This is a genomic window from Paenibacillus sp. FSL K6-4396 (assembly GCF_038002525.1).
Lineage (GTDB): Bacteria > Bacillota > Bacilli > Paenibacillales > Paenibacillaceae > Paenibacillus > Paenibacillus amylolyticus_B.
The window spans coordinates 3,678,166-3,698,943 of record NZ_JBBOCR010000001.1 but is presented as its reverse complement, the minus strand read 5'-3'; the positions used below and the strand labels follow the sequence as shown (position 1 = coordinate 3,698,943).

At 42.6% G+C, this 20,778-nt stretch carries 20 protein-coding genes and 1 riboswitch; of the genes, 6 read left to right on the top strand and 14 right to left on the bottom strand.

The window, feature by feature from the left end; genetic code table 11:
- Positions 1 to 17 precede the first annotated feature (17 nt).
- Complete coding sequence (locus MHB85_RS15995) at positions 18 to 629, bottom strand: DUF2239 family protein (protein ID WP_091020991.1); 612 nt, start codon at positions 627 to 629, stop codon at positions 18 to 20.
- 142 nt (positions 630 to 771) lie between these two features.
- Here MHB85_RS15995 and MHB85_RS31185 point away from each other — a divergent pair, with 142 nt between their 5' ends.
- Positions 772 to 954 (top strand): IS3 family transposase, encoded by a 183-nt coding sequence (locus MHB85_RS31185; RefSeq protein WP_105599147.1) that lies wholly within the window; start codon positions 772 to 774, stop codon positions 952 to 954.
- A gap of 238 nt (positions 955 to 1,192) precedes the next feature.
- Here MHB85_RS31185 and MHB85_RS15990 read toward each other — a convergent pair whose 3' ends face one another.
- The 6 genes from MHB85_RS15990 to MHB85_RS15965 form a co-directional block, all read right to left on the bottom strand.
- On the bottom strand, positions 1,193 to 1,951 hold the full coding sequence (locus MHB85_RS15990; protein WP_181155428.1) for a CPBP family intramembrane glutamic endopeptidase: 759 nt from the start codon (positions 1,949 to 1,951) through the stop codon (positions 1,193 to 1,195).
- 629 nt (positions 1,952 to 2,580) lie between these two features.
- Positions 2,581 to 2,727 carry a hypothetical protein gene (locus tag MHB85_RS15985; protein ID WP_165789879.1) on the bottom strand — a complete coding sequence of 49 codons (147 nt, stop codon included), beginning with the start codon at positions 2,725 to 2,727 and terminating at the stop codon, positions 2,581 to 2,583.
- A 201-nt stretch (positions 2,728 to 2,928) separates the two neighbouring features.
- Positions 2,929 to 4,011, bottom strand: coding sequence for a nucleotidyltransferase domain-containing protein (locus MHB85_RS15980; RefSeq protein ID WP_105598865.1), 1,083 nt, complete (start codon positions 4,009 to 4,011; stop codon positions 2,929 to 2,931).
- 156 nt (positions 4,012 to 4,167) lie between these two features.
- A complete protein-coding gene (locus MHB85_RS15975) occupies positions 4,168 to 4,434 on the bottom strand; it encodes a CD3324 family protein (RefSeq protein ID WP_091020988.1) in 267 nt (88 codons plus the stop codon).
- 332 nt (positions 4,435 to 4,766) lie between these two features.
- On the bottom strand, positions 4,767 to 5,429 hold the full coding sequence (gene tenA, locus MHB85_RS15970; protein WP_091020987.1) for a thiaminase II: 663 nt from the start codon (positions 5,427 to 5,429) through the stop codon (positions 4,767 to 4,769).
- Between the two features lie 112 nt (positions 5,430 to 5,541).
- Positions 5,542 to 5,639: riboswitch (TPP riboswitch) on the bottom strand.
- Between the two features lie 207 nt (positions 5,640 to 5,846).
- Positions 5,847 to 8,519: an endo-1,4-beta-xylanase gene (locus tag MHB85_RS15965; protein ID WP_105598864.1), complete on the bottom strand. Its 2,673-nt coding sequence runs from the start codon at positions 8,517 to 8,519 to the stop codon at positions 5,847 to 5,849.
- A gap of 488 nt (positions 8,520 to 9,007) precedes the next feature.
- On the opposite strand from MHB85_RS15965, the gene MHB85_RS15960 reads away from it, so the two are divergent.
- Positions 9,008 to 9,391 (top strand): transporter, encoded by a 384-nt coding sequence (locus MHB85_RS15960; protein ID WP_105598863.1) that lies wholly within the window; start codon positions 9,008 to 9,010, stop codon positions 9,389 to 9,391.
- A gap of 70 nt (positions 9,392 to 9,461) precedes the next feature.
- Here MHB85_RS15960 and MHB85_RS15955 read toward each other — a convergent pair whose 3' ends face one another.
- Positions 9,462 to 11,201, bottom strand: a complete 1,740-nt coding sequence (locus MHB85_RS15955) for an ABC-F family ATP-binding cassette domain-containing protein (protein ID WP_105598862.1) — start codon at positions 11,199 to 11,201, stop codon at positions 9,462 to 9,464.
- A gap of 306 nt (positions 11,202 to 11,507) precedes the next feature.
- On the opposite strand from MHB85_RS15955, the gene MHB85_RS15950 reads away from it, so the two are divergent.
- Positions 11,508 to 11,912, top strand: a complete 405-nt coding sequence (locus MHB85_RS15950) for a VOC family protein (RefSeq protein ID WP_105598861.1) — start codon at positions 11,508 to 11,510, stop codon at positions 11,910 to 11,912.
- A gap of 148 nt (positions 11,913 to 12,060) precedes the next feature.
- On the opposite strand, the gene MHB85_RS15945 is transcribed toward MHB85_RS15950, so the two are convergent.
- Positions 12,061 to 12,339 (bottom strand): LysR substrate-binding domain-containing protein, encoded by a 279-nt coding sequence (locus MHB85_RS15945; RefSeq protein WP_258170170.1) that lies wholly within the window; start codon positions 12,337 to 12,339, stop codon positions 12,061 to 12,063.
- A complete protein-coding gene (locus tag MHB85_RS15940) occupies positions 12,317 to 12,454 on the bottom strand; it encodes a hypothetical protein (RefSeq protein ID WP_223199698.1) in 138 nt (45 codons plus the stop codon). The genes MHB85_RS15945 and MHB85_RS15940 overlap by 23 nt, the downstream gene beginning before the upstream one ends.
- Positions 12,455 to 12,921: 467 nt before the next feature.
- On the opposite strand from MHB85_RS15940, the gene MHB85_RS15935 reads away from it, so the two are divergent.
- The 3 genes from MHB85_RS15935 to MHB85_RS15925 all read left to right on the top strand — a co-directional run bounded on the left by MHB85_RS15935 (position 12,922) and on the right by MHB85_RS15925 (position 15,439).
- The gene (locus MHB85_RS15935) at positions 12,922 to 14,688 is read left to right on the top strand and encodes a methyl-accepting chemotaxis protein (protein WP_105598860.1); all 1,767 of its coding nucleotides are present in this window, start codon (positions 12,922 to 12,924) and stop codon (positions 14,686 to 14,688) included.
- Between the two features lie 225 nt (positions 14,689 to 14,913).
- Positions 14,914 to 15,165: a (4Fe-4S)-binding protein gene (locus MHB85_RS15930; RefSeq protein WP_091020981.1), complete on the top strand. Its 252-nt coding sequence runs from the start codon at positions 14,914 to 14,916 to the stop codon at positions 15,163 to 15,165.
- Positions 15,158 to 15,439 carry a GNAT family N-acetyltransferase gene (locus tag MHB85_RS15925; RefSeq protein WP_036615433.1) on the top strand — a complete coding sequence of 94 codons (282 nt, stop codon included), beginning with the start codon at positions 15,158 to 15,160 and terminating at the stop codon, positions 15,437 to 15,439. Before MHB85_RS15930 ends, MHB85_RS15925 begins: the two co-directional genes overlap by 8 nt.
- Before the next feature lie 138 nt (positions 15,440 to 15,577).
- Here MHB85_RS15925 and MHB85_RS15920 read toward each other — a convergent pair whose 3' ends face one another.
- The 4 genes from MHB85_RS15920 to MHB85_RS15905 are packed head-to-tail and all read right to left on the bottom strand — an operon-like array spanning position 15,578 to position 20,769.
- Positions 15,578 to 17,245, bottom strand: coding sequence for a glycoside hydrolase family 13 protein (locus tag MHB85_RS15920; protein WP_105598859.1), 1,668 nt, complete (start codon positions 17,243 to 17,245; stop codon positions 15,578 to 15,580).
- A 52-nt stretch (positions 17,246 to 17,297) separates the two neighbouring features.
- On the bottom strand, positions 17,298 to 18,926 hold the full coding sequence (locus MHB85_RS15915; RefSeq protein WP_105598858.1) for a glycoside hydrolase family 13 protein: 1,629 nt from the start codon (positions 18,924 to 18,926) through the stop codon (positions 17,298 to 17,300).
- A 21-nt stretch (positions 18,927 to 18,947) separates the two neighbouring features.
- Positions 18,948 to 19,841, bottom strand: coding sequence for a carbohydrate ABC transporter permease (locus tag MHB85_RS15910; RefSeq protein ID WP_091020978.1), 894 nt, complete (start codon positions 19,839 to 19,841; stop codon positions 18,948 to 18,950).
- Positions 19,842 to 19,854: 13 nt separating this feature from the next.
- Positions 19,855 to 20,769, bottom strand: a complete 915-nt coding sequence (locus MHB85_RS15905; protein ID WP_091020977.1) for an ABC transporter permease — start codon at positions 20,767 to 20,769, stop codon at positions 19,855 to 19,857.
- Between the last annotated feature and the right edge of the window lie 9 nt (positions 20,770 to 20,778).

Below are 20,778 nucleotides of genomic sequence, written 5' to 3'. Positions count from 1 at the left end.
CGTCGTTTAAGTGGTTATTAACTCTCTTCCTGTATGAATGCACCCTTGGCTAAAGTCTTAATATAGTCTCTGATATCGGGTGTCCAATCATCAATTAATCCGTAAAAGTGATCTTTATTCCCGGCATACAGTGCTCTCAAAGCCTCCTCATATTGAGGGAAATCGCCCGCCATTGCAGTCATAAAATGATAACTTGCTTCTTGTGCGGCGCGAACTTTACTTTCGTTCTCTCCCAAGCGGCGAGCTTCATCAACCAGTTTTCGCAGCGTTACGGAGGCTCCTCCGGGTTGAGCTTTAAGCCAGTCCCAATGTCGAGGAAGCAAAGTAACTTCACCGGACACCACTCCCAGCTTAGGACGGCCAACCCTGCGAGAGGGTTGTTCATTTTCTTTCGTATCCGATATATGTCCAGCCTGGCTGTTTAACCGCTCAAGCACCTCAGCTGTTTTTCCACGAAAATCAATATCTAGTGGTTTACCCGTCAAATCGTCAAAAATAAGCAGTTGTACGAACTTACTGTCCTCCAAGGTATCTTTTACGATTCCGACAACGTAATCTAAAGTGCCTTTGGCAAAACAATCTTTCTCTAAAAAAGCAGTACAGCTTATTTGAGCAGGTGAAGCCTCCATGTTATACCTCCTTTTTCTTCCTTGCCCAATAATTATACCCGGGTAAAAAGATAGAATCAATATTACCCGGGTATAATTATTTTGTGTTAAGTTTTAATATTACAAATAGTCTGTGCTGTAAAATCCTAGTCTCGTTCAGCTCATTACAAAAGGCAGCCTGCTGGAGGCGGTATCAAGCCATACAGAAAGCTATTATCTGACGAAGTATGACACCTATGAAGATCTTCACAGCGCGGTTAAGCGGTACGTGCGCTACTATAACAACTACCGTTACACAGAGCGTTTGGGCGGTATGTCACCGAACGAATACCGAAGAGCAGCATAATAAAATGCCTTAGCACGTCATCCGAGCCAAGGCATCTCAATGAAACCATTATTTTGTTTTTTTAACTGTCAACTTGACAGGGAGTAGTTCATAATCGACTGTTTTCTTGGTTTTATTGGACTAACGTTTCCCGTTAGCTCGGTTTTGATATTTTAAAGAAACGTAAATAATTCAATTTCTAAGGTTCGCCCTTTCTCTTCTATCACCAGTAGAAGGATTTTTCTGTACCCAGAGAGTATCATATACGCTGCTTATAGTCAGATTTTTTAGAAAAGATCCAGGTGGCAATCAACATCACACAAGCCACCAATATACCCGACTCACCCGTCCATAGGAAGACATTTTCTCCTTTTGTTGACTCGTCAAATGCATCTTGAATGATGGCATTCCAGGAAGCGTGAAGCAGAATTGCGGGCCAAATGCTGCCTGTGCTCAATCGCAGGTGACTAATTATGAAGTTAAAAGAACTGATGGTAATCAGGAACAGTACAATGGACAAGGCGAGTGACGGTCCCGAATAATAGTTCCCTAGCAGAATGGCCGGAATATGCCACGCTCCCCAGATCAAACCGCTTGTTAAAATGGGTTTAGGCACTCTCGCTTTGATGAGTCTGGTGAGCATGTATCCCCTCCATCCCAACTCTTCTCCCGCGCTGCTGATCACACCGATGGCCGTGCCTACGAACATTTGGTAGATAATAGATAGTACAAGGCTGACAATAAAGACATCTCCTGACTTCACATAGTCCACTAACCCCGTAACCCAGGCGAATCCGTAAGCACATAAACCAATGATAACCGGTAATAGCAACACAAATGGGATGGCCTTTAAGGTTCGTTTTCCTCCGATCCGCAGTGAAATATCCGAAAATCCTTCATGCAGTACTAAACGGGCAAATATGGAGGATAGGCCAGGTGCCCACATGAGCAGCAGACCAAACACGGGTGATACGTTTAAGGCCAGAACATAGCTGATAATCGTTAATGGAATCAGCATAGCGAAAAAAACGAATAACCCTTTCCTTGATGATTGAATCGTGCTTCCGTCCTCGGAGTTCTTTTTTCTGTCTTTTATCATATATGTACTCAATTCATACCACTCCTTTAAGTATATGTATTCCGATTAGGAGTTTAACACTGTGTTAGAATTCGCGAAACAAACCTGAGCCTGGCACCCAATCGAGACTTTAGTCTAGTTAGAATAAGACTGGAGACGGATATAGGGTCACTGATAATAAGGATGGTAAGAACTGAACTAAACGTATACATATCTAAGCGTCAAATGGTATTGGACGAAAACGTATGTTAAGCTGCCCCCTCTTTCTCTCACGCCAAAAACGCTAGTAAATAGCTTGGGTGAGGCATTCCGCAATTGGCTGAATGAGATTCATTGGAAGGCGTTTGGAATACGAAAAAAACGCTGTTTAAGGGGCTTGTTTCAGTACAAGTACGACTGGATTTTCAAAATAGAAAATTTGCACATCAACATCTATCCGCAATCGGTACAAGTTCTTGTCCTTAGCCCAGGACCCGAACATGTACCGATAAAACAAAAAAAGTCGCTAAAATAGCGACTTTAATTGGAATATGTTCTTGTCTCGCTACAGGTTAATTAATGTCTTGCTTTCATTTAATAACTTCAACCTTTTTATCCCCTGCTGACTTCGCTACCTCTAACGTTGTTTTACCTTCAATAGCGACGATCACGCCAGTAGCCAGCATAGAAACGATTAAAGCTGCACTGATGGCTGTCGAAATTTTCTTCTTGACCATAACCATACCTCCGATATCTATTATGTTGTAATAAGCGGCTCAAGAATATGACGAGCCGAGTGTGGCTAGATATTACAATATTTCACTTTTTTTGTCGGGTAATCTACGTGGTGATTGTATTATAAACGTACTGACAATCATTGTAAAAGGATTTTTTCCTTGTGTTCAATTCCCGGACTTATTACTAGCTGGAACGTAAGGTCATTGATTCATATAATGGGCATATAGTTGCTCAAAGGTTGTAAAACGTTCGACTTCTCTGCCGACCTTATCATACTCTTCTAGATATTCATCCATCACTTCAAGGAGCTTCTCTTTCATAATTGGTAAATTGCTTGCATCAAAGTATTGCATAAGTTCATATTTCTTGGTGCCTTTCTCCGTGGCCATTTCATCAAGATACTCATGTGCTCCAAAGGCCGAAAGAAAGACGTAGGAAGCATCGTTCGTTGTAACACTGTTCAAAATTTTATTGCGGTAGTTGCACCACAGTTCTTCGTATGTTCCTCCAAGATTATCAAAGGTCGGAACCGGTTTAACAATGAAGTTATCACACATCGTGCTATGTAACCTCGTAACGCTATTCAACATATTAAAAGATGTTTTTCGAATATCTTCAATGGTATGAGCTTCGATGATTGACATGCATAAGGATTCGAGATCATCCGGAACATAACGAAACGAACGTATCTCTTCCAAATATCGCTTGATCCCTCGTTTAATGCACGTGTTATTCATACTCACCAAGGCATTGACTAGATTGTACAGAACCCCAGCAGATGCATATCGCACTGAACCGATATCTTCACCAAGCATCGTATTGCTGTATGCTTGCTTAGCCAGATCGATCCATTTATTTGCCCGATTAAGACACGCTTCTCCTATCGGATTCGCAAGTGCATCAAGAGCTTTTTGCCGGAAGTCGTTCAATTTTTCCAAATCCTCAGGCGTTGCATAGTAGAGTATTTTTAGGTCGGTTAGGCTGGATACGTTGGAACTCTCCAAGGTGGATTGCTCTTGTATTCTTGAATCCCATGGCGTGCAATAGATATCATATCCAACGTCATCCAAGATGAAGCAATCGGATATTTCCCATCCCTTTTCTGTATTATTTATGATAACTAAATCAAGATCGCTCTTCTCGTGAAAGTCACCGGTGCTAAATGAACCAGTAAGCCCAATAATGGCGATATCCTCTAGAAAATCTCTTTTTACGCGTTCAATCACCATGTTAATGAGCAGTTCATTTTTGTCCAGCAGCTTCTTCTTTATGATTTCGTTCATTCGTTACACCTCTTTGTATGATCCGGCCGTCCTTCATCACAACAACCTTAACTTGAGTCTATCGATTTAGAGGTGCGGTTACTATGTATAAGTTGATTTAAGTCATCTTTGCACAAAATCCGCTAAACCGTCGAAATGACGAGTTAGCGGATTTCATTAGTTCTTTGTATAGACTATTTTCTTTATGCTTTCGCAGGACAAGAAATACCGACCCGCCAACTCCTCTATCCTGACTCCATTGCAGAATAAGGATTTAATCTCAGCGTTTCGAGCAGAGACCCTACTCTTGCTCTCTGTTTTCTCGCCCCATTTTAGGTGCGCCTCTTTGGGTTTTGGGATATAAACCAATTCCCCTTGAACGTATTCTTGAATGATCCGTAACAATTCTTCCGGAAAAATAGACTCGGCTTTTGAATATTTCATGGGCCTCACTCCTTATTTAATAGATCAATAAGGTGCAAAGCCAGTTAGTAGAATATTACGATTCGTCGTTGGCAATGTGATTATTCCCGGGCTCTATGCAAAGCATTGCCATATCCTTCACTGGCTTTGCATAGAGCCGTGCATGTAAGAACCCTACCCCGATTGTTTTCAATAGCCTCACCTCCATAGAAAATAGATAGTTGCTATTTGCTTATTATATCAGGGCTTGTTGTTGAAATGTTTAATCATCTCTTTTTGGGCTGACACGTTCTGATTATTCGCTGTACTCATCTTGATTAGCTGCTCTCTAATTGAATTAACTAACATTGAACTCAAGGCTCCAGCCCCCATGACATCTCCCAAAAATCAAGCTCAAAACGACTGCACATCACGAAAATATCCTCCATCCGTTGGTACGTTCCCTCGCTACAGCCTTCTAATAGTTTATCCGTTAACGTCACAAGGGATTGATTGCTGTTGTTGTATTCAGAGGAAGCATATCCTGTGATCCACTCTCCGTAAAAAGGATGCTCAGCTGCACCTGGTTTTTGAGCAAGGACTTGACCAATCTCTGCATAACTCCATGAGCAGGCCAGAATGGATACAAGTACTTCTGCTATGCCACCCGCATGGGAAACAGAGAGCATATAGTTAGTGTAAGCTGCATTTTTCAGTGCAGGTTTTACCTGAAAAACATGATCCTCTGTAATTCCTAATCGCTCCATATAAGAACGATGAATTTTCATTTCGCCATTCAAGATGTTATCTACGTTTTTACTAAAAAACTGCATCAATTTGGGATCGTGCGACTTGACGATACCTAGTGCAAATACACGGGCATAATCATACAGGTACAAGTAGTCTTGCAGCAAATAATAACGAAATTGTTCGACCGGTAAGGAACCATCTCCGATTCCTTTAACAAAGGGATGCTCGAGACATTCCTTCCACACGGGCTGTGCTGCCTGATACAGTCTCTCTGAAATAGTCAACATATGTTCCTCCAATTCATAATGTACGTATTTAAAAACAAAAAAACGAAACATCCTATGGATGTTTCGCAGACAAATACACTAAAACAAGGGGGTTCGCATGAGCTACCCAAGTCAGCGTTTCATCGTTGCATCCCTACGTTGGCATTATCCAAATCAGGTAAGGTCGGTTTAACACCCTCTCAGCCGGTTAAGGCTCCCTCGCAAACGGTTGTATGTAGTTGATAACTTTCTTATCCCCATAAAAGAGAAAATAACATCCATTTAGTATATCAAGGGCTGTTAAATATAGTCAAGGCAGATTGTATCGCCCCTTATCACCCTTCGGTGACTTATGTAAACGATGAAAACCATCACAACAATGGTTGAGTTTTAGCCACTGTTATGATGGTTTCTATTCTTGCGATTACTGCCGATGGTTTAATGCCCGAGTTTGTTCTTTCCAACAAAAGTGATTATTCCGTACTGGGAAGTGTTTCTCCAGCTCTCATTGGTCATATCATTCCACTTGGCTACGTTCTGCTTACCTCCGCCCTGGTTGTCATTAATTTGAAGCTCGAAACCGAGAACATTTCCTGCTTTGGGTGTCAGTGAATGTAATTGGATTCTGGCTTCTACGAGATATCCTTGATTTGTTTTCTTCACAGCACTTACAAGGCGTCCGGGTGAGGCCCCCCCTGCAAAGGTTCCCACATTGTCTGCACTGATTCTGAACTGGGCATCATCATATTGAAAATACGGTGTGCGCTGGTGATTCTCGTCCAGGAAAATCTCAACCGAATCCTGATCCCATGGGTTAATGCTGTCTGTAATGATGTTTGGATCAGTGACGTCGATCAGCAGGTATAGATACTCACCTGACCACATTGCGCGAGCCACTGCCTCTGCACCTTCGCTCTGGTTCAACCGTTTTACTTCAAATGGTACAGCCTTATTCCATAGGGCGTCTTTCTTCCCATCAATCTGAACAATCCCTTGCACAGCTTGTGCTGATTTGGGCATAGGAGCAAGTTGAATCACGCCGTATTTGCTTGTATCTTGCTCCTGTGATTGTGTTCGATCATTCCAGTACAGTGGATTATAAGGTTGTGTCCCACTTGCACCGCCATCAGTCACACGGATATCCAAGCCGGCTTCATATTCTGATCCGACTTGGATACCACCCCATGGAATGGACAATTCAACCTGATATCCGGCTTTTGTCTCACGTACACGATATGAACGTTGCTCCGTGCCCTCAGCTTTACCCGACCGCTTAATGATTACGTGTCGGTCATCTGCTTCATATGAGGTGGTCTTGCCATTATTGAGATCAACAAAGAGTTCTACTCTGTCATTCACGTCTGCCTTCGCATCCTGAACATCCACAAGGATATATAGGTTACTTTGATCCCATAAGGTGCGGAAACTAGCTGATACTGAAGAATCACCCTTCAGTGGAGTAGACACCGCTTTGTTCCAGAGCGGATCTTGTGACTGTTTTTTGATATCCGGTTTACCCGAAAGAGAGACGGCTCTCTGTGTCAACACAGGCAAGCTGGATTCATCCACGAGTCCCCAGTATGCTTTTTTGGCCTTCAGGGCTGAATCAAACAGCATAGCCTGGTTGTTGTAAGATTTCTCATCTTGGAGTCCCCATAAGGTAACTGAAGAAATGTGATCTTTGTGTTTTTTGTACAAATCCAACAGTTCCTTATATCGATACGCCTGCTTTACCGCAACTTCATCAGACATCTCTTCACCAAATGGAATTCCGCTATCCACATCCAGTTCTGTGATCTGAATATCCAATCCAAGTCCGGCAAACATATTGATCGTTTTTTCAATTTCGTCGATGGGCGGGGATTCCAGGTTATAGTGGGATTGCAAACCCACACCATCGATGAGCCCTTTCTCTTTCAGTCGTTTGACCAACTTATACATATGCTCTCTTTTCTCAGGGATTTCCGTGAAGTATTCGTTGTAGTATAATTTGGCATCCGGATCGGCTGCACGAGCGAATTCATAGGTTTTCTCAATGTAATCCGGACCGATTAGTTCATAAAAGGGACTTTTACGTAAACCGTTGGCATCACCATTGCTATCCGCAATCGCCTCGTTTACCACATCCCAGGCATAGATTTTACCTTTGTATCGGGTCATGACGGTTTCAACGTAATCCTGAATCCGGGCAAGTAGTAATTCTCGACTCGCAGGGTTACCCTGAGGATCCTTGAACATCCACTCTGCTGCATCAATATGCCACAACAACGCATGTGCGCGTACGCCCATACCATGCTCCTCGGCGAACTGAACATATTGATCGGCTGCCTCGAACTCATAAACACCTTCGGAAGGAGACATGTACTTCGGTTTCATCTCATAGGTCGCGGTCAAGCTGTTAAAGTGCTTTGTGAGCAGTTGTCCGTATGCGCCTTCCAACTGCCAGCGATACACCGCTGCACCAATGGGGAAATCATCTTGATACAGGTCCTCCAGAGACAAAATCCCTTCTTCAATCTCCAGTTGCTCGGCCAGAGTAAATGATACATCATCCACATAGAACGATAACGTATCTACGCTATCTTCTGAGATGTAGGGTGTTTCGATGAACAAATTCAATTCAGTGGGATCATCGCTATATTGAAATTTTCCGGTGATCTTGTGCCATGTATTCCATTCTGCTTTGGCAATTTTCACGCTACCGATCGGGTTCCAGCTTTCGGCAGTTGTTTTTTTATATGTGGTGAGCTGTAGTGTTTGATCCGTGGTGGGCTGCTGGGTAAGCCTTACATATGCCGTAATTTCGTACTCTTGGTTACGCTTAAGCAGATCCTTCATGGATAACATCGGTCCATGATAGGAACGCTCACGGTTGGCGACCAGCATACTGGACTGACCTTCGTGTGCTTCCTGCTGTGTCACTGTCAGAATTTCACTACCGACACGTGGATTCCATCCTTGAAGTGTACCGTCTTCAAAGTTTGTGCTCATATGACCTCCCTCCATTTCCGTAACTGCCTTGGCTGCATGTGAGACATTCGAAAATGGAAGCATGGCGAGTACCAGCACAAGAACCAAGGCTGTTATATTCCATCGACCTAACCGTTTCATACAATTCCTCCTCTTGATTTGGTCTAAGTATTTCTGAACGGATTAACATCCAGATAAATAGATTATAGTTCTTTGGATAGCGCTTACATATAACAAATTTCCAATAGTTATAATAAAAAGTTATCATTTGGTAATCTTGTGTGAGTTAGGAAGCTGGAAATCCAACTCTGTTTTTGCTTTGGTCCGTTATTTTTGCCGGAATTCGATTTGGATATAAAAAAGACCAAAACGATATGCCTTCCCCTACTTACATAAGGAAAATGCAAAATCATTTTGGTCATGCCTGCTTTACTAGTAACAGCCAAACACTGCTAATATTCAATTCGTTATAATAAATTAGTTAGCAATCACTTTATTCGACATTTTTCTGCAATTTAATTTGCTTGATTCGACTTGATTATTAGCAGCCTTCTATAGGCTTCCACCCATTCCCCTCCTCCAATTGCCTACATACAATACATTAGACTAATGAACAGGAGTGATGTGATATGACATTTTTACCTCCTTTTGGACCTGGTGGAGGCTTTGGCGGACCTGGGGGGCCCGGAGGACCGGGAGGACCCGGTGGAATTCCTGGTCCTCCATCGTTCCCCGGGGGTGGAGGCGGCGGACCACAAGGCGTGCAGGCACCTACCGGACCGCCACCATCATTCATTCCACAGCAACCCGCTTCGTTATATGCGGTAGATCCAAGAGCCATATCCGGTTGCCTGTTTCGTTACACATATATTTGGCCGGATCGTGGTCCCGGCTTCTGGATGTACCCGGTATTTGTAGGTAGAAATTCGGTGGCTGGCTTTCGTTGGAATGGCTTCTTCTGGCTATACACCGGCATTGATCTGCAGCGAATCAGCTCGTTTAGCTGTTTCTAGAAGTAAATCCCCCTGTATGCGGATTAATCCACATACAGGGGGATTTAGATTTATGGAATATTCACCTTGTCTAAAGCAACTTAATCAGCTTTTCTAGCTCATCAACCAAACTCTTTGCAAGTTCAAAATTAGTATCTTTTAAAGCCAATTCAATTTTCATTTCAACAGACTTTTTCTTTTGTTCATTTTCTAGATAGTTTTCATCAAAATGACTCGCATAAATCATCTGTCTGAATTCTTCTATACTCATTTTACTAATCGTTTTGTCCTCGATAATTAAAACATAATCCATACCATTTACAACCGAATAGAAATCATGAGAAATCATGATAATCGCACCTTTGTAGTCCTCAATTGCTTTCTCCAATGCGATTTGGCTATAGATGTCTAAATGGCTTGTCGGTTCATCCAGAAGCAATACGTTGGCTTGACTGGCAGAAACTTTAGCCAATTGAAGCAAGTTTTTTTCTCCGCCAGATAACGATTCAATCTTTTGATCAAGGATTTCTCCTTCAAAGCCATAGTTTGGAAGATACGATCTAATTTCATCATACGTTTGAAACCCGGAATCAATGAATTCATTTAGTATGGTATTCGAATCTTTTAGCATTTCGCCTTGAACCTGAGATAAATAGGCCACTTTAACGTCGGTATTTATTTCAATGGAATCCTGATTATTTTTAAAGATTTCTCGGAGTAAAGTCGTTTTCCCGGTACCGTTAGGACCGATCAGGGCTACTTTATCTGTCGATTTGATCTCAAAGTTCACATTTTCCAAAAGCAACTCGTCAAAGGAAACGCTATAGTTATTGACGTTAACCACAACGGTGTCTTCCATTTCCTTATCGATCCCAAAACGGATATTCGGCTGTTTGATATCGACAAATGGCTCTTTTATTCGACGTGCTTCCAATCTCTCTTGAAACTTGACTCTGGCTTTTAACGCTCTTCCTCTGGAGGCTTCCGAATTATACGTGGCGATCTCTCTAAGATTGTCGATGATGTGATCATATCTCTCAATTTCTTCAGCTTCAGCAACTGCGATTTCTTGCAGTTCGATCTTAGACTGAAGCAGTGAGAAGTTATAATCGATATATCGCCCGTCAAACTCTTGGAGCTCTGTGTTTTCAAGGTGTATGATTTTGTTGAAACAATGGTTCAACAGATATCGGTTGTGCGTAACAACGAGCAGCATTCCCTTGTGGGTGTTAATCAATTTTTTAAGCGCGTTCAAGTTTTCAAAGTCTAGAAATACATCGGGTTCGTCCATAATCATGAAGTCTGGACGATTCAGCATTTCCTTCATCACTTGAATAAGTTTGAATTCCCCGCCGCTTACGGCGGATATACTAAGATCTTTGAGCTTCATGAGGTTGGCAAGGTTTAACTGTTTATTGATGTTTTTTTCGAAATTGTCCCCATCCATCGCTTCGAAGGCATCCAAAGCCAATTGAAGCTTTTCCATCAGGGAATCCATATCCGATGTGGTGGCCATCTCCGCATAAATTGCTGTAATTTCATCTTGTATCTTGATGAATTCTTCTGCGATATATTCAAAAACGGTCATTTCTTTTGTTTTGTCTACTTGCAAAAACTGACTCACATACCCAATTCTGCAATCGGGGTCTATCTCTAACTTGCCCTCGAACAAATATCGTTCCGGATCCATCAGGATATCGATCAATGTACTTTTTCCACTGCCGCTTGTTCCGATAAAAGCACAATGTTGTGCCTCTTCAAACGTGAATGAAATGTTTTTATATAGTTCCTTTTGTGGAAATGAGAAGGATAAGTTTTCAACTTTTATCATAGAGTTACCTTTCTTACAACTAAATTGGTGGCTATTATCGAATATATTGTCGAACACAGACTTTTAGAGTAACACTGTTTACTACCAAGTACAATCGATTTTTAGCTCTTACCCTCACTTTGAATCTCTAATACTTTCTAAAGAATGATGGCTAGTGGACGGTGGTTTCTTCATAAAACACTACTGACATACTGTTGTCAGTAGTGTTTTTGTATAGTTGGAGTAAGCAATTGTAAAGGAGTAGAAGTAAATACGAAGTGTTTTTGATCCAAAATGTATTACTTATTATAGGAAGGATGATATCTCGTGAATTTTGCTTCTGTGCGCATCATTACTGATGACGTGGATCGTCTCGTCGAGTTCTATGAGAAAATTATGGGTGTTTCAGCAGAACGCCCTGCACCTGTCTTTGCCGAACTCGTTATGCCATCGTGCACTCTAGCGATCGGCCACTCCCAGACGGTGCAACTATTTGGCGCTGGTTCCGCTGTGGCGGCCAACAATCGTACTGTCATTATTGAGTTCCACGTCCACGATGTTGATGCCGAATACGAGCGTTTGAAGCCGTTTGTCGATGAGTGGGTAAAGGAACCTACCACAATGCCGTGGGGGAATCGTGCTGTGCTGTTTCGCGATCCTGACGGTAATCTGGTTAATCTCTTCACGCCGATGACCGAGGAAGCAATCCAACGGTTCAATGGTAGAGTATAAAGGACAGTTGAAATGAGCAGGCACTTTTTTGTTAATCTTTATGACCAGCAGAAAGAGACCATAGTGATGAGCTATAGTCTCTTCATTTTTGTCTAAAGCGGAAGAAGTATTTTAACGGGAAATTAACAGAAGACACTCTTCTCATTTCTTACCATAGGGAGGCATGATTTCTAACGATCTCGATAAAAGCTTCCACTTGGGGAGAGATCCACTTGTTTTTGGGATATAACAACTGCGTAACTAGATTCTGTTTGTACTGCTGACCTGAAAGTTGTTCTTCCTTCAGTTCCCTCTCTACCGTAATTCGAGGTAACAAGGATATGCCCATACCGCTCAATATCGACTGTTTCACAGCTTCAATACTCCAGAATTCAATATTGGAAGTAATCCCGATCTGATACTCTTCAATGCATTTTGAACTCTTCAATAGTAGGTGGAAAACGATAGATCAACAACGTTTCCCCAATACTGATCACGATATTACCTGTTAATTCCCATTGTGCAGCAGTCACTTCCTTAATCATATGATACAGCTCAAGCATTTTTTGGGCATGTAGCAACAATTTTTTCCCAGTCTCCGTTAAAATAACCCGCTTATCAATTCGATCAAATAAAGGGTAAGTAGCTCACTATAATCCAAAATATACTGAATCCAATAGAACAGATTTACCCGAGCTGAAGGTTCCTGTTCAAGTTCTATGGGGAGAGGAAGATGATGGCAGCCCCTCGCTTATGCAAAGAGGTTTGTCCAGGATATCCCTCATGCTTGTCTACATGTCATTCCCAAAGCTGGTGGAGCTTTTTTGGTAATGACAACGTTTCTTGATGCAAGACGTAACTTCTACATTCGGGTTGAGTGCACTGGTAGCACAAATGATCATATTCTCCTACGTATATGTATATACAAATTTAGTGTTAGTCTTCATTTCCCCCTTCAATATTACGATAAATAGTATGGGGTTATACGAATAACCATATTTACTTTATTACATCCAAGGGGGAACCGTACGTGAGACAGACTCGCAAAAAAAAGATGGATTTAAGGTTCAAACTGTATTTGATTATTCTGGTTCCGCTACTGGCTATGGGCGGTCTAATCATATGGGCCACCATCGACTCCAGTGAAAATGCATCATTAATGACCATGCAGCATAACAATCAGCAGCTGGCTGTGAATACCGCCTCTCAACTAGGTCAGGAGTCGGAATTAATTAAGACATTATCTTCTACTGCTTCAGAGGAGAGCAACGAATATAAAAGTCTTAGGGACGAACTCGTTAAAGTTAGGCTTCAATCGGGAGCCTTGTATGTTTATATGTATAACAAAACTTCGGACGGGTGGTTCTACACCGTAGATGGAGCTGATTGGGACGATACGGAATATAGCCCTTACGCGACTCCAATGGAATTTAATCCCCAGATTCAGGAACGCTTGTTACGCGGTGAAGTCGTCACAACAGGCATTGTAGATGATCCAACTTGGGGACAGCTATTGTCCTCCTTTACACCAATCAAGGATTCGCAAGGTATTGTCATTGGCTATCTGGGCATTGATATTTCTGCTGGAGCAGTGAATCAAGTCTCCGCGACATCTCTGAATAATGCATATTCGACCATAATCCCGATTTTTGTGATTGTACTGATTCTTTCTTTGATCATGATGTTATTCGTAGTACGAGGTATTCTTAGACAAGTACGCGATATTAAGTCAAGCCTCGAACAGGTTGCTGATGGGAATCTCAAAGTCGTATCCACACATATGACCAATGATCAACTCGGTGACATCAGTGATTTGATTAACATCATGGTTGCCCAATTGACGAACATTCTGATGGGAATACAGCAAGGTTCAGATACATTACAACAGTCATCAAAAGATATTTCGGAAACCGCTCAGACAAACCAGCGTCAAAGCGAAGAACTTTCCAGAGCGATTGAGGAAATTGCCATAGGTTCAATGAAACAGGCTGAAGAGACAGAACACTCCGTCCAGCATTCAGAGAATCTGAGCAAAATAATGGATGAAGTAGGTTCATATGTGAAACAGTTTACTTATACTTCAGAGCAGCTATCTTCTGTTCAAGTACAAGTTACACGTGAACATGAGGTTCTGCTTAAGAAGGGCCGAGAGAATGCCAAGCGTGTTGAGCATCAACAGGATATTTCCAGATCTCTGACGACTCAATCCGAACTCGCTTCCTCTATTAGCGGTCAAATTCACAACATTTTAAAACAAACTCAAATACTATCCCTGAATGCTTCAATTGAAGCAGCCCGAGCTGGAGAAGCGGGTAAAGGCTTTGCAGTCGTTGCAGGTGAAATGGGACAGCTCGCTCAACAATCCGAACGTTCGATCCAGGAGATTGATGAGATCCTGGGTTCATTTGTTCAAGAGATACATCGGATGGGCAGTCATTTTGATGCGAATATGGTAGCTGTTAAGGAACAAGAGAAACAGATCGCTGATTGCCTCCAGGCATTTGGACAGGTTAGCCGCTTATCGACCGAAGTGCATGAGTTGGCTCAGAGTTTAGACAGCCGGACGATCGATATGCACTCTATTCGTCAGGAGCTGGAACAAAACCTCAGTTATATTGCTTCCGCAACCGAGGAAACTTCAGCCATGGCCGAAGAAGTCACGGCTAGTGCTGTGGAGCAGCAGCGATCGGCAAGTGAACTGTCGAACATCTCCGGGGAACTCGCCGGTCTTGCAGGCAATCTCAAATCATATTCCGATCAATTTCAGATCGAAGTGACTAAATCACAATCTCATTAAAGGTGTTGTTAGATGATGTGTGCGAGGCGGATGAGAAATACCTCTGGAAGAGAATGATCAGTATAGGACAGCATCCACCAACGTATTAGGAGATTTGTCACGTTGACTAATTAACGATTCCTCATTTATAATTCGGACATTGAGAGCCAAGCAGATACTGCTTGCCATGTAAGCCTGAACTTATAGATCTGTAAATAAACTCAACAGTGAAAGATGTGAGGAATTATGAGTAAACAAAAGTTATACTACGGCAAAGATATCGAGGTCATGTTTAATTCAGATGTCTGCATTCATTCCGGGATTTGCGTAAAGGGCCTCCCTGCTGTTTTTGATTTAAGCAAGCGTCCTTGGGTTGATCCTGATGGTGACACTTCGGAGGCCATTGCCCGGCATATTGACACATGTCCAAGCGGAGCTTTGACGTATAAGCTTCTGGACGGTGAATATTCAACAAAGAAAGAGGATGAACATGCATAACGTAGAACATGAACCTGCCAATAAAAGATTCCTTATTCAAGATAACGGTGACATTGCTGCGGTGATGACCTATGTAATCTCGAGTCCAGAGCTATACATAATTGATCACACTTTGGTGGAAAATGCTTACCGAGGACAAGGGCTTGGCGATGAACTTATCAAAGCTATGGTGGAATACGCGCGAGAAAACGGTATTAAGATTTTACCTTTATGCCCGTTTGCCAAGGGACGTTTCGAACGTATCTCTGAATACGCGGATGTTCTCCATCAATAAAACGAATATTCGCAGCTGATTTCATGTGGTTAACAAATGTAACGGTTTATTGGTGAATTTTGATACTCCTGCCAAACAACAATAAAAAGCGTCTATATCATTCAGACCATGATATAGACGCTTTATTACGTTTCCTGCTTATACATTATCACTTAATCCAACAATGGTTTCAAACGGTCGCAACACCAGTGGCAGCATGCCATTCTCATAGTTGGTAAGCCAGATCTCTGAAAAGTTGAGGCCAAGCTCAGCTTCCTCAAGCTCCACGATGTGTTCAGTAAGATTGATGACGACCAGCACCTGTTGGTCTGCCAGTGTACGCGTATATGCATATACACTTAGATGATCCGGCATAAGAAGCTCATAGATACCATAAGTCAACGTATCGTGTTTTTTTCGCAGCTGAATCATTTGTTTATAAAAGTGAAGGATGGAACGTGGTTCCTGAAGTTGTTTCTCTACATTAATATTGACGTAGTTTTTATTTACCTTCAGCCATGGCGTTCCGGTGGTAAACCCGGCCTGTTTGGACGAAGACCACTGCATCGGCGTTCTGGAATTATCGCGACTTGAAGCCCAGATGATGTTCATGATCTCCTCATGCGACATCCCCTCTTCGCGTTTGATCTGATACATATTCCGATCAGCGATGTCGTTATAATCTTCTATAGATGGGTAAGCCACGTTGGTCATGCCTATTTCTTGCCCTTGATATATGAAAGGCGTACCTTGCATGAAAAAGTACATGGCACCAAGCGCAGTGGCACTTTCATACCAATAAGCACTGTCATTTCCCCAAGATGAAACTTTGCGGGGCTGATCATGATTTTCAATAAACAAAGCATTCCAGCCGACGTTTTCCAGGGATTTCTGCCACTTGGTCAAGACGTTTTTCAATTTGGGGATATCCAGTTCTCTGTCCGTGCTGTTTTTCCAAAGGTCAAGATGTTCGAATTGGAAAACCATATTAAATTTACCTCTGACTTCACAGATCCAATCCAGCAGATCTTCCTGGTCTTCTACCTTTACCCCGTTCGCTTCTCCAACAGTCACGACGTCATATCTGGATAAAGTGTTCTCTTTCATTTCTTGCAGATAACTCTGGATTCCCTTGACATTCATGTGCTTTTCAAAAGAGGAGATGTACTTGACGCCTTCTCGGATTGGCATATCCAAGAGGCCCTCTTCTTTGTGAATATGGCTGATTGCATCAACACGGAAACCATCAATCCCTTTATCCAGCCACCAATTCATCATTTCATATATTGATTTACGAACATCTTTGTTTGCCCAATTCAAATCCGGTTGTTTTTTGGAGAACAGATGGAGATAGTACTGTCCGGAGACTTTATCATATTCCCAAGCAGAACCGCCAAAGATGCTCTCCCAGTTGTTCGGTTCGTCCCCATTCTTCCCATCTCTCCAGATGTACCAATCTCGTTTGGGATTATCCAGTGAAGCTCTGGATTCAATAAACCACGGGTGTTCGTCACTTGTATGATTGATTACCAAGTCCATAATGAGTTTCATGCCACGGTGATGCACTTCATGCAGTAATTGATCAAAGTCCGCCATCGTGCCGAATTCATCCATAATGGAACAGTAATCACTGATGTCATAACCATTATCATCGTTAGGTGACTTATACATCGGACAGATCCATATCAGATCAATACCGAGATCTTGAATGTAATCCAGTTTGGATATGATCCCCTTGATGTCACCAACCCCATCTCCGTTGGAATCCATAAAACTTCTCGGATAGATTTGATAAGCTACTGCTTCTTTCCACCATACTCTTTTCATTGAATACAATCCTTCTTTCTTGAGAACTGAACATTATATAACGTATTATGCTTTAATCATGGATAAGGTACATTCTGGCTTCGTATGGACGTAATTCGCTCTCCGATAGTTCACCTGTATAGTTAGCTATCAAAAGCTGATAGGACCCTGTTAATTGCTCCTGAAGCGGAAGTTCGGTCGTATATCCCTGGAAATTGCATACCACAAGAATTGTCGTACCATTCAGCGTTCGGGTATATGCAAACACGTCTGGGTTCTCTGGAAAGATCAGCTGATAATCACCATATACGATGACTTCATGATCTTTTCGTAATTGGATTAACTTCCGGTAATAATGAAATATGGATTCAGGGTTATTCAAACTTTCCTCGGCATGGATCTGCTTATAATTTGGATTCACCTTAATCCAAGGTTCCCTTTGTGTAAAACCCGCGTTATCGGAAGTATCCCATTGCATAGGTGTGCGTGCATTATCACGTCCCTTGGCGTAGATCGACTCCATCACGTTGCTTTCAGGATAACCTTTCCCCATTCTTTCCTTATAAAAGTTGAGCAATTCAATATCCCGATAATCCTCGATCGAATATTGAACATTCGTCATACCCAACTCTTCACCTTGATATATGTAAGGCGTACCTTGCATGCCATGAAGAAGGGTAGCCAACATTTTAGCCGATTCAACTCTGAATTCTCCATCATTTCCCCAACGTGATACGATACGTGGCAAATCGTGGTTGTTCCAGAACAGACTGTTCCAGGCATCACCCTTGAGCTCCGTCTGCCACTTGGACAGCACTTTTTTTAATGCCATCACATCCAAAGGTTTAAGATCCCACTTTCCTTTGCCTTCTTGTTCATCCAAACTGATGTGTTCAAATTGGAAGACCATTGAAAACTCACTACCGTCTGGATTGCTGTACAGCTTGGCGATTTCCGGAGTGGCGCCCCATGTTTCTCCAACCGTTAGCAGGTCTTCCGCTTTTTGAAACGTCTCCTTGCTCAGTTCCCTGATATATTGATGCAGATTAGGTCCATTTCCCGTAATCTTTGCATCTGGCTCTTTACCGATTAAGTCGATCACGTCAAGTCGAAAACCACCCACACCCTTGTCGATCCACCAATTGATCATGTTGTATATTTCCTGTCGGACTTTCGGGTTTTCCCAGTTGAGATCTGGCTGTTTTACGGAAAATAGATGCAAATAATATTGCCCGATTTCAGGCACCCATTCCCAAGCTGAACCACCAAAGGTGGACCCCAAGTCGCTCGGAGGTGTTCCTTCAACACCATCTCTCCAGACGTAGTAGTCATGGTACGGATTGTCTTTGCCTTTTTTGGCTTCTTGAAACCAGGGATGTTCATCCGATGTATGGTTCAACACCAGATCCATGATGATCCGAATATTTCGTTTCTTGGCTTCAAGAATTAACGTTTCCATATCTTCTAAAGACCCAAACATCGGATCAATGTCCTGATAATCTGAAATATCATATCCGTAATCATCTTGAGGAGACTTGCAAACGGGTGATAACCAGATCGCACCAATGCCGAGTTGCTGCAAATAATCCAATCGGGACACAATGCCCTTCAAGTCGCCGATGCCATCTCCGTTGCTATCTTGAAAGCTCCGTGGATATATTTGATACACAACGGTTTCTTTCCACCATTTTTTATTTTCCATGTTCATTAAACCTCCTTAACGTTATTCTTTGACCGATCCGACGACAATGCCAGTCACAAAGTATTTTTGCAGTAACGGATAAATCAGCAAAAGCGGGATAACAGCGACCACGATTTTGGCTGCGTTCAGGTTTTTGTTCGAAATTTCAGTCAGGTTGCTGAGTTCACTGGAATTGGTGCCTGCTTGAAGCAAATCGGCAATATTCACGTTAAGGGACTGAATATAGGTCATTAGCGGGTAATTGCTAACTTTGGTCATATAGATCAAACCACTGAAGAAGTCATTCCATGTACCCACGATACTGAATAAGGCGACTGTCGCCAGCGCAGGAATGGACACAGGGACATACACTTTGAACAAGACCTGAATGGGATTTGCTCCATCGATGAACGCTGCTTCTTCAAGCGCCTTAGGTACAGCGGAGAAGAAATTCATCACGAGGATGACACTGAATATGGGGACAGCACCTGGCAGAACGAGTGCCCATATCGTATTCAGCATGTCCAGGTTTTTGATCAGCAGGTAACTCGGAATCATGCCTCCGCTAAACAACATGGCAAAAATCATGATATTCATATAAATGTTTCTGCCTTTGAAATCCCTCTTCGATTTGGATAGCGGATAAGCCATTAAAATAATCAAAACCATGTTAAGCACAAGGGTAAGCGCGACACGTAGAACAGATATGCCAAAGGAACGCCAGAACTGTGCATCATCAATAATTTTGGTGTACGCTGCTGTTGTAAAATTGACTGGAACGAGACCTACTGCATTTGCGGATACCGCCTCGCTACTACTGAATGAAATGGCAACGATATTCCATAACGGAAGAAGGCAGACCAATGCCAGCATGATGACGATGGCATAGATGACAAACCGGCCAATTCGATCTTTGAAGTTTGCAGAATAGGACACAGGTTTGGCCTCCTTAGAATATTTTTCGATCCGTATATTTTTTGGCCAACTGGTTGGCAGACAAGAGCAAAACAATGCCGATTACGGACTTGAACAAACCAACAGCTGTACCGAAGCTATACTGTCGTCCAACGAGACCGATCCGATAGACATAGGTATCCAGAATGTCGCCTGACTCATAGACAACCGGGTTATACAGATTATAGACTTGGTCGAAACCGGCGCTCAAAATGTTGGTCAGACTCATTACGCCCATGAGCAGAATAATAGGCAGCATGCCTGGCAATGTAATATGCCATACTTTTCTCCACCAACTGGCTCCATCCATTCCTGCCGCTTCATACAGACCGGGATCAATGGACGTAATGGCAGCCAGATAGACGATGGAACTGTAACCAAATTCTTTCCATACATCAGTTCCTATAATCAGTGGCTGGAACCAGGTGTTACTGCCAAGGAAATTAATATTTTCGAGGCCAAAAAACGCCAACATTTGATTCACAATGCCATCCAGACTGAACATGTTGACAACGACCGATGCCAGTACAACCCAGGATAGAAAGTGCGGCAGATAAACGATCGTCTGCACGGATTTTTTAACGTATTTGACACGAATTTCATTTAACAAAACGGAAAAAATGATGGCCATCATCGTTCCAAGCAAAATCTTGCCAATCGCTATCACCAACGTATTGCTGACGACCTGCGCGATATCCGGCAGCTTGAACATATAAGTGAAATGTTTCAGCCCTACAAATTCAGAGCCAAACATGCCTTTGGCCGGTATATAGTCCTGAAAAGCCGTAATGATACCGACCATTGGAACATAGCTGAATACCAGCAAAAACAAAATGCCTGGTAGCATCATCATATGGTACATGGCACCTGGGCCAAGCCGGCCTCTCGCTTTCAATTTCCCCTGTTTCATGGATGAACC

Coding starts and splice junctions, on each gene's coding strand:
- MHB85_RS15995 (WP_091020991.1), bottom strand. CDS start 629: ATGGAGGCTTCACCTGCTCAAATAAGCTGTACTGCTTTTTTAGAGAAA.
- MHB85_RS15990 (WP_181155428.1), bottom strand. CDS start 1,951: ATGCTGATTCCATTAACGATTATCAGCTATGTTCTGGCCTTAAACGTA.
- MHB85_RS15985 (WP_165789879.1), bottom strand. CDS start 2,727: ATGGTCAAGAAGAAAATTTCGACAGCCATCAGTGCAGCTTTAATCGTT.
- MHB85_RS15980 (WP_105598865.1), bottom strand. CDS start 4,011: ATGAACGAAATCATAAAGAAGAAGCTGCTGGACAAAAATGAACTGCTC.
- MHB85_RS15975 (WP_091020988.1), bottom strand. CDS start 4,434: ATGAAATATTCAAAAGCCGAGTCTATTTTTCCGGAAGAATTGTTACGG.
- tenA (WP_091020987.1), bottom strand. CDS start 5,429: ATGTTGACTATTTCAGAGAGACTGTATCAGGCAGCACAGCCCGTGTGG.
- MHB85_RS15965 (WP_105598864.1), bottom strand. CDS start 8,519: ATGAAACGGTTAGGTCGATGGAATATAACAGCCTTGGTTCTTGTGCTG.
- MHB85_RS15960 (WP_105598863.1), top strand. CDS start 9,008: ATGACATTTTTACCTCCTTTTGGACCTGGTGGAGGCTTTGGCGGACCT.
- MHB85_RS15955 (WP_105598862.1), bottom strand. CDS start 11,201: ATGATAAAAGTTGAAAACTTATCCTTCTCATTTCCACAAAAGGAACTA.
- MHB85_RS15940 (WP_223199698.1), bottom strand. CDS start 12,454: ATGCTTGAGCTGTATCATATGATTAAGGAAGTGACTGCTGCACAATGG.
- MHB85_RS15930 (WP_091020981.1), top strand. CDS start 14,914: ATGAGTAAACAAAAGTTATACTACGGCAAAGATATCGAGGTCATGTTT.
- MHB85_RS15925 (WP_036615433.1), top strand. CDS start 15,158: ATGCATAACGTAGAACATGAACCTGCCAATAAAAGATTCCTTATTCAA.
- MHB85_RS15920 (WP_105598859.1), bottom strand. CDS start 17,245: ATGAAAAGAGTATGGTGGAAAGAAGCAGTAGCTTATCAAATCTATCCG.
- MHB85_RS15915 (WP_105598858.1), bottom strand. CDS start 18,926: ATGGAAAATAAAAAATGGTGGAAAGAAACCGTTGTGTATCAAATATAT.
- MHB85_RS15905 (WP_091020977.1), bottom strand. CDS start 20,769: ATGAAACAGGGGAAATTGAAAGCGAGAGGCCGGCTTGGCCCAGGTGCC.